This is a genomic window from Flavobacterium bizetiae, assembly GCF_902804475.1.
GTDB classification, from domain to species: domain Bacteria; phylum Bacteroidota; class Bacteroidia; order Flavobacteriales; family Flavobacteriaceae; genus Flavobacterium; species Flavobacterium bizetiae.
This window is the reverse complement of record NZ_CADCSU010000126.1, coordinates 1-12,899: the sequence shown is the minus strand read 5'-3', so window position 1 is coordinate 12,899 and position 12,899 is coordinate 1. Positions and strand designations below refer to the sequence as shown.

Here is a 12,899-nt window from a genome sequence, read left to right as displayed (position 1 = left end):
CACATATTATATCAAAAACCTAATGAAAAGATTATTTTATCTGGCATTTTTCTCGTGTCATTTTTTGTGCGCGCAAGAAAAATCAAAAGTACTTTATCGTAATGAAATTGTTTATTTGTCCAATAAAAGTAAATTAGAAATAGAATCTTTTATCGAAGAACAGAGAGAAATTGCAAAAAGTAAAAACGTAAATGAGTACTCTATAAATATTCCGTATGATAATTTTAGTGAAATTTCGAATATAAAAGGAGCTACAATTAATGCGAAAACAAACAAAAGAAATAAATTATCGCAGTATGATATTAGTACCAATGAGCTAAAACAGCGCGATGTTTTTTATAGTGATAATAAATACAAACACTTTGATTTTAGTTACGTCGAAGACAAATCTAAGATTGAATACTCTTATAAAGTAAAGCAAAACGAACCAAGGTTATTATCGTATTTTGTTTTTCAGCATGAATTGCAAACTGTTGCATCAAAATTCGAAATAAAAGCAGATCCGTCAATAGAAATTGGTTACAAGCTCTTTGGAGAGCATCAGGATAAAATTGTTTTCGAAAAAACTAAAGAAGGTAATTTAGATGTTTATACCTGGAAGGTTACAGATATGCCTGCTTTTGAAGAAGAAAACCGATCGCCTAATTTTACCTATTTTCTTCCTCATGTCGTGTATTATATCAAAAGTTATACGAAGGATAATAAAAAAGAAACACTTTTTCCGGATGTTGAACATCTCTATAAATGGTATTATTCGTTGGTAAAAGATATTAACAAATTAGATCAGACTGCTCTTAAAAGTAAAACTTCAGAATTAATAAAAGACAAAAAGAGTCCTAAAGACAAGGCAAAAGCAATTTACAATTGGGTTCAGGAAAACATTCATTATGTTGCTTTTGAGTACGAAATGGGAGGTTTTATTCCTCGTGATGCGGCATCAGTGTTTGATAAAAAATATGGAGATTGTAAAGACATTTCGAACTTATTAAATGAAATGTTTAAAAATGCCGGAATAGAATCTAATTTGGTTTGGATAGGCACCAGAGATAAGCCATACAGTTTTACCGATGTTCCTACGCCATTGGTAAGCAATCATATGATAGCAGCTGTAAAAATCGATAAGCAACGTTATTTTGTTGATGGGACAGATTCTTTTTGTCCGTTTACATTTCCGTCTGCAATGATTCAGGGTAAAGAAGCACTTATCGGAATATCTGAAACCGATTTTGTTATTGAAAAAGTTCCCGTGGTAGATAAAAAAGAAAACCGACTCAAAGGCGATCTTAAATTAAAAATTAATGACGATACGGTTCTGGGAACAGCAAAATTATCACTTACAGGTTTTAACAAAAGCTACTTTTTAAATGTTTTATCCTCTAATAAACAAAAGGAAGATGAGATTTTAAAAAATGGTTTAGCACAATACAATCCAAAACTCGAAATAGAAACTACAGAAGTCAAAAAACACGAATATGAAGATAAAGATGCTGAGCTTGTTTATAACTTTAAACTTGATTCTTGGATAAAAAAAATAGGAGATAAGATCATCGTAAAACCTATTTTATTAGCACCTTTTAAAGAATACATTATCGACGTTAAAGAACGAAAACTTGCTATCGAAAACGACAATGTGTTTACAAATGAGTTTACTTATGTATATGAAATACCAGACAATTATCAGTTTGATTTTATTCCGGAGAACAGTAAAAAAGAAAATGAGATTTTAAGTTTTGATATTTCGTATAAAAAAGACAAAAAAAATCTGATCGTATCTCAAAAACTAGCACTTAAAAAATTAGTTATCGAAACGACTGATTTTGAGAACTGGAACTCCTTAGTAAACGAATTAAACAGCCAATACAACCAATCTATCATCTTAATAAAAAAATAATGAAAAAAATATTACTCATTCTATTATTTAGTGTTTTTATAAAAACGCACGCACAAGAAATTAAAAGTTATACATGGGATGCCGTTCCTGTTTTTGCAAAAATTCCAGAAGAATATAAGAAACAACCAGCCGTAATTTTATTTGATAAAAGATGGGTTCATACCAGAATTAATGCCAATTTGTATGGTTTTGCAAAATTTAAAATGGAACATTTTGCAGTTAAAATAAACGAGTCTTCAGAAATTAGTAAATACAATAAAGTAACTGCCGACGATAATACGACAATTCGTGATACTAAAGATTTTCATGCAAGAGTAATTAAACCTAACGGAGATATAAAAGTTTTATCTGAAAGTCAGATTGTAAATTCAGACCTAAAAAACGTAAAATCGATTGTTTTTGAAGGAGTAGAAAAAGGGGATATTTTAGAGTATTATTTTATTGTAAAAGAAAACCCAACTTCAAACGGAATCGAAATTTATCAAAAAGATGCGCCGGTACTTCATGCTGAATTTACACTTACAGATTCGGGATCTGCGATGTCGAGAGTATATGCGTCTGACGAATTTCAAAATAATAAGGTAAGAGGAAAGATTTTTTATACCGCAGATAATATACAACCACTTGTAAACGAGAGAAGTTCTAAAAAATTTAAAAACCTGGTTAAAGTACTTTATTTAATAACCGGATCTTCTGCAGAAATGAGTAATAAAAAATGGGAAACTTATTTTAAAAATTACATTCGAAATAAGCCATATGTTTTTTCTAACGGAGATGTTAAAAAGCTGATTCAGAAATTAAATATAAAAGATAAAACGAATGACGAAAAATTAACCATTCTGGACGAATATATCAGAACTCATTTTGAACCTTATGCAGAAGGAGAAACAATTAATTATAAAACTAAAATAACAGAAGGAAACTCAAAATTAGCTCGTAGAGATTTTATTTTTCTTTATAAATATGCTTTTGATATTCTAAAAATTCCATACGAAATCATTGCTACCGAAGATCGTTTTATAGGAGATCTGGATGATGAGATTGTAACGTTTTATGAATTTACCGATATTAATTTTTATTTTAGAGATTTAAATAAATTTATTTCACCAAATGAGGTATATCTGGCTTATGGAAATCCAAGCTACGAGTATCAGGACACAAAGGCAAAAGGATATAATGTAAAAAAGAAAGAAGAGAGTTATATTTACGCTCCGGTAGTTTCATCAGATTTTACTAAAATAGCTACAGAATCAGTAGTAAATTTGAATCCTGATTTAACAAAAGTTACTATAGATAAAAAATTATCAATGACAGGTTATACAGGACAAATGCTGCGTTATTCGTACAACGATTTGGCTAATAATGAAGAAAAAAAGGAGCTTACAGATTTTGTAAAAGATATTTCGATTGATGATGTCGATGTCAAACTTTTAGAACATAAAGCCGAAAATTTAGAATTTAAAAATAATTATACCAATACGCCGTTTGTAATTAATTCAAAGCTTGAGTCTGTAGAATCATTTACTGAAAAAGCAGGAAACTTGTTAATGGTTAATTTAGGAAAAGTGATAGGAAACCAAGCTAACCTTTATCAGGAAAACACAAGAAAAACAGACATTGATTTAAAATATACAAAAGAATACCATCATAATATTATCTTTAATATTCCAAAAGGATATCAGGTAGATCACTACAATGATTTAGTGATAGATAAAGAAATGAAATATGATGAGGCTAAAAATTGTTCGTTTAAATCGACTGTAAAAGTAGAAGGAAATCAGGTTATCATTACCATTGACGAAAAATACAAAGCAATAAATTATCCAAAAGAGATTTATCAGGAATATAGAAAAGTTTATAACGCATCTGCAGATTTTAGCAAAGCAAGCATTGTGTTAAAGCCAATTAAGAAGAAATAATAAAGAATAGCTTCTGTCCGATAGAATCGGACAGTTAAAAAAAATACATAACCATTGCGAAATTTATGAAACACTTTGTAAATTTTGCGGTTAAAATAAATAAGAATGACTAATATTCAATTCATTGCAAAGTCTGTACAAACAGCAGCAATCAACATTCAAAACACGGTTAAATTATTAGAGGAAGATTGTACGATTCCGTTCATTTCCCGTTATCGAAAAGACACAACCGGAAATCTTGATGAAGTTCAGATTGAGCAAATTGCCAAACTTCAAAAAGAATACGAAACTTTAGTAAAACGTAAAGAAGCGGTTCTAAAATCAATCGAAGAACAAAAATCGCTTACGCCAGAATTGAAACAGAAAATCGAGCAAAGTTTTGATTTACAAGAAATAGAAGATTTTTATCTTCCATACAAAAAGAAGAAAAAAACAAAAGCAGATGTTGCCCGTGAGTTTGGCCTTGAACCTCTGGCAAAAATTATCATGTCTGAAAATGATGTTGATGTCGATTTTATTTCGACACAATATCTTAATGAAAATGTGATTAATGAAGAAGCAGCAATGCAAGGTGCAAGAGATATTGTAGCCGAATGGATTAATGAAAACATTTATGTTCGTAAACAATTACGACGTTTATACCAGCGCAAAGCAACTATTGGAACCAAAGTTGTAAAAAAGAAAGCTGAAGAAGAAGGAGCTCAAAAATTCAGTCAGTATTTTGATTGGGAAGAACCATTAACAAAAGCACCATCTCATCGTTTATTAGCAATGCTTCGTGCAGAAAACGAAGGTTTTGTTAAGATGAAAGTTGATGTTGATATCGATGAAGCATACGATGTTATTGACGAAATTGTCATTAAAAAACAAAATAGTATAACGGCACATTTGCAATTAGCGATCGAAGATAGTTACAAACGATTATTAAATCCGGCGATTGGAAACGAAACATTACAGGAAGCAAAAGCAAAAGCCGATGCCAATTCGATTCAGGTTTTTGCGAACAATTTAGGTCAGTTATTATTAGCGCCGCCTTTAGGCGAAAAACGTATTTTGGCCATTGATCCAGGATTTAGAAGTGGTTGTAAAGTCGTTTGTCTGGACGAAAAAGGCGATTTATTATACAATGAAACCATTTATCCACATGCGCCTCAAAACGAGGAAACGATGGCGATTAAGAAAATCCGTTCGATGGTAAATGCGTATCAAATTGATGCGATTTCTATCGGGAACGGAACGGCTTCTCGTGAAACCGAATTTTTCATCAAAAAAATTGCATTCGACAAACCGTTGCAGGTTTTCATCGTTTCAGAGGCTGGAGCTTCGGTATATTCGGCTTCAAAAATTGCAAGAGAAGAATTCCCTAATTATGATGTTACGGTTCGTGGATCTGTTTCTATCGGACGTCGACTTTCTGATCCTTTAGCCGAATTGGTTAAGATTGATCCAAAAGCAATTGGAGTAGGGCAATACCAACATGATGTTGATCAAACTAAACTTAAAGAAGAATTAGATAATACTGTAATTCGTTGCGTGAACTCGGTTGGTATCAATATCAATACAGCAAGTAAGCACTTATTAAGTTATGTGAGTGGAATAGGAGAGAAGCTGGCTGAAAATATCGTACAATACCGTTCAGAAAACGGTCCGTTTGAAGATAGAAAACAACTGAAAAAAGTGCCTCGATTAGGCGAGAAAGCGTATCAGCAAGGTGCAGCTTTTATCAGAATTTCGAATGCAAAAAATCCGTTGGATAATTCGGCGGTACATCCGGAAGCTTATCCGGTTGTTGAAAAGATGGCAAAAGATTTGAAATTATCTGTAAATGACTTAATTGCTAATAAAGAGAAAACAGCCTTAATTAAGGCCGAAAACTATATTACACCTGAAATAGGTTTACTTACCTTAAAAGACATCATAAAAGAGCTTGAAAAACCCGGATTAGACCCAAGAAAGTCTGCTAAGGTTTTTGAATTTGATGCGAATGTAAAATCAATCAAAGATTTAAAAACCGGAATGATTTTACCGGGAATTGTTAACAATATCACCAATTTTGGTTGTTTTGTCGACATCGGAATCAAAGAAAGCGGATTGGTTCATATTTCGCAACTAAAAGCCGGTTTTGTAAGCGATGTAAACGAAGTAGTAAAATTGCATCAACATGTAGATGTAAAGGTTACTGAGGTTGATGAAGATAGAAAGAGAATTCAGCTGACGATGGTACTTTAAAAATTCTAAAAAATAAATTCCAAATTCCAAAATTGGAAAGTAGAAATAAAAAACTCCCAAGTTATGATTCGTAATTTGGGAGTTTTAGTTTTTATAAATTACTTCAAAATCACTTTTTTAGTCACACTTTTAAAATCATCATTGGATATCTTTATTAAATAAATTCCGGAAGATTGATTGGCTAAATTGATTTCTGTATTTTCATTGGTTGTTTTTTGCTGATGAATAATGCTTCCTGAAGGAGAAATTACAGAAATGGTAGATTGCTGAGGTGCATGAACAGTAAATCGATCGGCACTCGGATTTGGGAAAAGCGTAACAGTAGATTTTTCTAAATCAAAATCTCCAGTAGATAAATTGGCCGTTGGTGGCAGATAAAAATTACCTGTCAATAAAAAAGAATACAATGTTTTTAATGTATGATTAAAATAACTGTTGGGTTCATTTAAGTTATTTAAGTCGCTATAAGAAGCGTCTAAATGTGCCTGATTTTCACCCGCCATTGCTGCACAGGCAAATGCACCCACAAAAGTAGCATTATGCCATTGCCCGTTTAAAGATCCGTTTTGGTTGTAGCCGTCTTTGATATTGGCAGATCCGCCAAGATTTATGCGTACAAAATCAGATGATTTTTTGGCGTAAGCCTTTGCATCAGCAGTTCCATACCATAAATAATCAACAGCAATACGCCATGGAGTTCTTGCAGCATCATAAGTATACGCTTTTCCTTCTCTATTGTAACCATTGGCTGAAGCTATAGTAGAATAAGCTCCAGATGCCTGACACCAGTCAGAAACTAACCCACCAACAGCATTATTTACAGTTAAGTTATTGTTGATAATTGTATAAGATTTTGCGGCAACCTGATTCCAAAAAGTGATATCATTTGAAAAAGTTCCAAAAGCTCTGTAATAGGCTGGCGAAAAATAAGAGGGATTTGTAATTTGGCTTCCGCCGAATTGATCTCCAGGCTTTAAAACAAAAGTATTGGCTTCAATTTCATGAGATTTTATAGTAGCAATCAATATTTGCGCGTCACTTTTATAATTTAAAGTTCCGTTACTTGCCCATTGATAATCGGCAACAATAAGCGCAAAGGCAGCGTCAAGTTCTGCATCTGTCGCACCATTTGCACCATTTATTCCAGAACAGCCGTTAATTTTCCAGTTCATTACACCATTAAAATTTACATTGTCTTTATAATACAACCAAAGACCATCAAACAATGTTTTATCGGCGGCATAAACAGCAAGCAGCATTCCGTAACCAATTCCTTCAGAAACAGTTTGCGAAGGATCGTCAAATTTTACTCTGAAACGGCCATTTGAACAGCTTGTAACAAAATTATCTTTCCAGATTTTATAATTGTTTTGTGCATCGAGACTATTTTTGTTTGATGCCATTAGGCCATTTGTAAATACTACATTGGCAGGAAAGGGTTGCTTTTGTGCATAACTTTTGAGACACAAAAAAGCAACAGTAATAAGAAGTAGGTTTTTCATTATTATTGTTATTTGATTTAGGGACTCTAAAAGTAAGTTTTTTTAGATAAAATAAAAACCCCAAACTACATCGTAATTTGGGGTTTTATAATAAGGATATAATTTCTTATTTAATTTCTTCCTCTTCTTTTTTAGCAGAAGGTGCAGGAGGGGTTTGATCGTCTTTAGCAGCGTTCTTAAATTCTTTAATTCCACTTCCTAAACCTTTCATTAATTCCGGAATTTTTTTACCTCCAAAAAGTAATATCACAATACCTACTATTACAAGGATTTCTGTAAGACCTAATCTTCCCATGATTGTATATTTAATGCCGAAGCAAATTATGTTCTAATTTTATGCAAATGTATATAGAAATATACGAAGAAGAAGTGTTTTTGGATTAAAATATTAGTTTCCGGTAGCGTTAAATATTTTATAAAATCTTAAAATGAGCCTATTCCTTCATTTTTGTAAGGTATCAACAAGGCGATTAATTATTATATTTGCTCGTATAAACAACCATAATGACCAAGAAAAAGTTCAATTTCAGAAAAAATTTATTCATCAAAAACCGACTGGTAATTTTGAATGAAGATACTTTCGAAGAAATTTTTTCGTTCAAACTCAACTTAATGAATGTGTTCGTAACGTTCACATTAGGAGGAATATTTCTAATTTTAATTACTACTTTCATCATTGCTTTTACGCCTTTGCGCGAATTTATTCCGGGTTATTCTTCATCTGAATTAAAGAAGAATGCAACCGAACTGGCCATCAAATCAGATTCGTTAGAAATTGCTTTAAAGAAAAATGAAGCCTATATAAAAGGAATTCAGAAGGTTTTAAAAGGCGAATTAGAGTATGCAAAATTCAATAAAGACTCTATTATGGCAGAAACTGATGAAGTTTCGGAAGTAAATATGAAAGCCTCTGAAGAAGAAATTAAATTAAGGGCAGAAGTGGCAAAGATGGAGAAGGAGTCGGGCGAAAAAACTCGAAGTAAAAACAAAAGTGACAAGAAATAATACCGTAAAAAATGTCTATTAAATCAGTAGCTGCAAAATTATTTGCCACGAAAATATACTATAAAACACAGGCTTGGGCCAGTAAACCGGTCGAAACACAACAAGCAGTTTTTAAAAGTTTAATAAATAGTGCCAAAGAAACCCAGTTTGGTACAGATCATCACTTTGATAAAATAAATACGGTTCATGATTTCAGGAAACGTGTGCCAATTCGTGATTACGAAGATTTAAAACCTTATATCGACAAAGTTCGAATGGGCGAAAAAAATATTCTCTGGAAAGGGAAACCACTTTATTTTGCCAAAACTTCAGGAACAACTTCGGGAGCAAAATATATTCCGCTGACCAAAGAATCAATGCCGTATCATATCGAAGCTTCGAGAAATGCAATTTTACATTATATATACGAAACCGGAAATGCTGATTTTGTTGATGGAAAAATGATTTTCCTGCAGGGAAGTCCAATTTTAATTGAAAAATACGGAATCAAATTTGGAAGATTGTCCGGAATTGGAGCTCATTTTGTGCCTAAATATCTTCAAAAGAATAGAATGCCATCCTGGGAAACCAATTGCATCGAAGATTGGGATACCAAAGTAAATGCTATCGTAGAAGAAACTATTGATCAGGATATGACCATAATTTCCGGTATTCCGTCTTGGGTACAAATGTATTTTGAGCGATTACAGGAAAAAAGCGGCGGAAAAAAAATAGGGGACTTGTTTAAAAACTTCAATCTATTTATTTACGGAGGAGTGAATTACGAACCTTACCGTGCTAAATTCGAAAAAATGATTGGCCGTAAAGTAGACAGTATTGAGTTGTTTCCTGCCTCCGAAGGATTTTTTGCGTATCAGGATTTACAAAAATCTAAAGGAATGCTGTTGTTGTTGAATTCAGGAATTTTCTATGAGTTTATAAAAGCCGATGAATTCTTTTCAGAAAATCCAAAAAGCTATACAGTTGGCGAAGTAGAAATTGGCGTAAATTATGCTTTGATCGTTTCTACAAATGCGGGACTTTGGCGTTATAATATTGGCGATACAGTTCAGTTTACATCATTATTTCCGCATCGTGTAATCGTTTCGGGCCGAATCAAACATTATATTTCAGCTTTTGGTGAACACGTTATTGCCAACGAAGTCGAAAAAGCAATGAAAGAAGCGACAGAAGGAACTAAAATTGTTATCAACGAATTTACGGTTGCGCCTCAAATAAATCCTTCAAGCGGATTGCCTTATCACGAATGGTTGGTTGAATTTGAAAATGAACCAGAAAATTTAGAAGCTTTTGGCGAAGCTATCGATGATTCAATGCGAAAGCAAAACATTTACTATGATGATTTAATTACCGGAAATGTGTTGAGAAAAGTGGTTGTAACCAAAGTTTCGAAAAACGGATTTCAGGATTATATGAAATCGCAAGGAAAATTAGGGGGACAAAATAAAATTCCGAGATTATCGAATAATAGAGACATTGCTGATAATTTGAAATAGAGAAAATGGATAATCATATATCTTATGAGCAAATTAAAAATCGCGAATGTGATTTTATAGTCGAATATCGTTTTTTGTCACCAGAAGAAGGAGGAAGAAAAACAGGAAATCCTGCTCAGGGTTATCGCTCAGATTTTATGTATTCTGAAGATGAAAATCTAAAAAAAATATGGATGATCTGGCCAGAGTTTTTAGATGAAGACGGTCAGGTTATTCTAGACAAATCTATTCGTGTTACAGCTTTCGGAAAAGCTAAAATGTGGATAGTAAATGAAATGAATCAAGAATTTCACAAACAAAAAATAAAAACAGGATTAAAAGGTTTTTTTATGGAAGGACCACATAAAGTTGCAGAATGTGAAGTTATCCAAATTGTAAATCTTAGTTTAAAATAAATGTTATCAAATAATGACATGAATAGATTTGAATTGAATTGACATTTTAAATTCCTAATTTCGCTTAATAATTATAGATATTACATCTTCTTCAACAGAAGATTTTAAAATAAAATAGCATGAAAGAAACTAAAAATATATCAAGATCAAGAGCGCAGGAATCATCTGCAGCGATAGAAAAAATGTACATTACAATGCGTCACTTATTCAACCGTGGTTTTTATAAACCAATGGGAGTTTCGGGCGATAGTTTACGTGAATCATTATTAGCATTACGTCCGGAAATATACGGAAACATAGGCGAAGAAAAAGTAGAACTTAACGGACTTTTGTACGTTATAGAGCGTTTACCAATAGGTATCGAGCAATGTCGTTTTATCAATTTAACTTCGGATGAAGGTTATTCTAAATCGCATTTTCAAGCGATTGTTCCTCCAAAAAGAAGACGTAATTGCTATAGAATCGACGAGGAACAAATGAATGTTGAAATCACTCGCGGAAGATCAGATATTTATGATATCCTGACCCATTTGACTTTTATTTTCATAGAATCGCATAAAATCAAAAACAGGGTTTTATTAGATGACGGAGGCGAAGTTTCGCGCGATTGGTTAAAATTAGAGCAAGCTGTATTACAAACCAAAAAGCTTTCTCAAATCGAAAAAGAAAAAGCAATCTCGCATGTTGCCAATATTTTAGCACGAACTTTTGAAGAGGTTCTGGATATTTATGATGCTTTTGGATCAGAAAATGCTCCTGATCGTTTCCTGCATGTAATTTATTGGTTAGGAAAATTAGCGATCGAAGAAGTTATTGATAATAATAAACGTACCATAACTTTTAGTCCTGTATTAAGAGAGCGTTTAGGGCACCATATTCACGGTGAAATCTGGGCAACGAACATCAAGGAAGTTCTTAAGGCAAATAGCCTTTTAAAACGTCCAATTCACGTAATAAGTGCGAATATGCATAGTGTGATGAATTCTATTTTTGCAACACCGTTGTTAAAAACAAAATTCAAGGACAAGTCTGATTTTTATATTTATGAAGAATTAAGCAAATCAGGCGCTAAGGAAACCAGAAGTCATGTTGAAGAGCTGGCTTTAAAAAACGGAATGATTTCTTTACCTGATAGTTCAGGAACGAATATCGACGTTCAGATTTTTGATACTGCAAAAATTGACTGGTCAAAAACAGCATTTCCAAAAACAGTTCTTGACGAAGCCGCTCCGGTTATTATCGTAATGGATTATGCTTTTGGTGAGCAGGCTTACGAAACAATAGATGAGCTTTTAAAACCTTATAAAAAAGAAACGTTACTAAATGTAAAATCAGTTTCGATAATGGGTAAAGCCGGAATTCTGGAAGGCGGAAAAGGAGATATCATGATTCCTACAGCACATATAAATGAGGGAACTGCGGATAATTATTTCTTCGAAAATGAATTAACAGGAGCAATGTTCGAAGGAAACGATATTGCAGTTTTTGAAGGTGCGATGGTTACGGTTTTAGGAACATCATTACAAAACAGGGATTTATTGAAATTCTTTCACGAATCGACCTGGGGAGTTATTGGCCTTGAAATGGAAGGATCTTATTACCAAAAAGCCATTCAGTCAGCATCAAAAATTAGAAAAAGTGTTCCGCATGATATCAAAGTTCGTTACGCGTATTACGCCTCAGATAATCCGCTTGAAACAGGAAGTACATTAGCTTCTGGCGGATTAGGAACTACAGGTGTAAAACCAACTTACCTGATCACAATTAAAATTTTGGAACAAATTTTCAACGTAAAATAAATCTATAAATGAGTACAAAAGTACCCCCAAACAATGAAGATCAAGAAATTGATTTAAGTGTGATTTCACAAAAAATAAATATTTTTTTTCAGGGAATCAGCACTTCTATTTTTAGAATAATCCAGTTTTTTATTAGAAACTGGATTATTGTTTTGATCTTGTTTTTGGCCGGATTTGGTTTGGGGTGGTTTTTAGATAGTACTCAAAAAAGCTACAAACACGAAATTATTGTAGCACCTAATTTTGGGAGTACAGATTATTTGTATGCTAAAATTGAATTAATCAATTCTAAGATTAACGAAGGCGATACTCTATTTTTAAAGAATAATGTCGGGATTCAACAACCCCAAAATTTAAAAATTATTGAAGTTAAACCAGTGGCAGATGTATATAATTTTATTAAAAATAAGCCTGAAAACTTCGAATTAATAAAGTTGATGGCTGAAGATGGTGATATAAAAAAAGTACTGGAAGATAATATGACCAGTAAAAATTACACCTATCAAACAATTATTTTATCTACTAAGAAAAAAATAGCTGAAGATAATTTGATAAAACCACTTTTAAAATATTTAAATACAACAGATTATTATAATAAAATTCAAAAAGAAATTTATAAAAATATAGAAGTCAAAATGAAACAAAATGATTCTATAATAAAAC

10 protein-coding genes are annotated in these 12,899 nt (G+C 32.5%); 8 read left to right on the top strand and 2 right to left on the bottom strand.

Annotation, left to right across the window (positions count from 1 at the left end; all coding sequences use genetic code 11):
- The 3 genes from FLACOL7796_RS17790 to FLACOL7796_RS17780 form a co-directional block, all read left to right on the top strand.
- Nucleotides 1-1,891: DUF3857 domain-containing protein (locus FLACOL7796_RS17790; RefSeq protein WP_232067401.1), on the top strand; the 1,891-nt coding region annotated here is incomplete at its 5' end.
- Nucleotides 1,891-3,810: a DUF3857 domain-containing protein gene (locus tag FLACOL7796_RS17785; protein ID WP_173972074.1), complete on the top strand. Its 1,920-nt coding sequence runs from the start codon at nt 1,891-1,893 to the stop codon at nt 3,808-3,810. The genes FLACOL7796_RS17790 and FLACOL7796_RS17785, both read left to right, overlap by 1 nt.
- Before the next feature lie 105 nt (nt 3,811-3,915).
- Nucleotides 3,916-6,039: a Tex family protein gene (locus FLACOL7796_RS17780; protein ID WP_173972073.1), complete on the top strand. Its 2,124-nt coding sequence runs from the start codon at nt 3,916-3,918 to the stop codon at nt 6,037-6,039.
- A 98-nt stretch (nt 6,040-6,137) separates the two neighbouring features.
- Here the strand turns inward: FLACOL7796_RS17780 and FLACOL7796_RS17775 are convergent, their stop codons facing one another.
- Both FLACOL7796_RS17775 and FLACOL7796_RS17770 read right to left on the bottom strand, forming a co-directional pair.
- Nucleotides 6,138-7,541 (bottom strand): glycosyl hydrolase family 8, encoded by a 1,404-nt coding sequence (locus FLACOL7796_RS17775; protein WP_173972072.1) that lies wholly within the window; start codon nt 7,539-7,541, stop codon nt 6,138-6,140.
- Nucleotides 7,542-7,647: 106 nt separating this feature from the next.
- Nucleotides 7,648-7,836 carry a Sec-independent protein translocase subunit TatA/TatB gene (locus FLACOL7796_RS17770; protein WP_173972071.1) on the bottom strand — a complete coding sequence of 63 codons (189 nt, stop codon included), beginning with the start codon at nt 7,834-7,836 and terminating at the stop codon, nt 7,648-7,650.
- 209 nt (nt 7,837-8,045) lie between these two features.
- On the opposite strand from FLACOL7796_RS17770, the gene FLACOL7796_RS17765 reads away from it, so the two are divergent.
- The 5 genes from FLACOL7796_RS17765 to FLACOL7796_RS17745 form a co-directional block, all read left to right on the top strand.
- Nucleotides 8,046-8,546: a peptidase gene (locus FLACOL7796_RS17765; protein ID WP_173972070.1), complete on the top strand. Its 501-nt coding sequence runs from the start codon at nt 8,046-8,048 to the stop codon at nt 8,544-8,546.
- Nucleotides 8,547-8,557: 11 nt separating this feature from the next.
- A complete protein-coding gene (locus tag FLACOL7796_RS17760; RefSeq protein WP_173972069.1) occupies nt 8,558-10,042 on the top strand; it encodes a GH3 auxin-responsive promoter family protein in 1,485 nt (494 codons plus the stop codon).
- Between the two features lie 5 nt (nt 10,043-10,047).
- Nucleotides 10,048-10,437, top strand: coding sequence for a hypothetical protein (locus FLACOL7796_RS17755; protein ID WP_173972068.1), 390 nt, complete (start codon nt 10,048-10,050; stop codon nt 10,435-10,437).
- A 119-nt stretch (nt 10,438-10,556) separates the two neighbouring features.
- A complete protein-coding gene (locus FLACOL7796_RS17750; protein WP_173972067.1) occupies nt 10,557-12,236 on the top strand; it encodes a DUF6909 family protein in 1,680 nt (559 codons plus the stop codon).
- A gap of 8 nt (nt 12,237-12,244) precedes the next feature.
- Nucleotides 12,245-12,899, top strand: a 655-nt coding sequence (locus FLACOL7796_RS17745) for a hypothetical protein (protein ID WP_173972066.1), incomplete at its 3' end; no start/stop codon positions are given.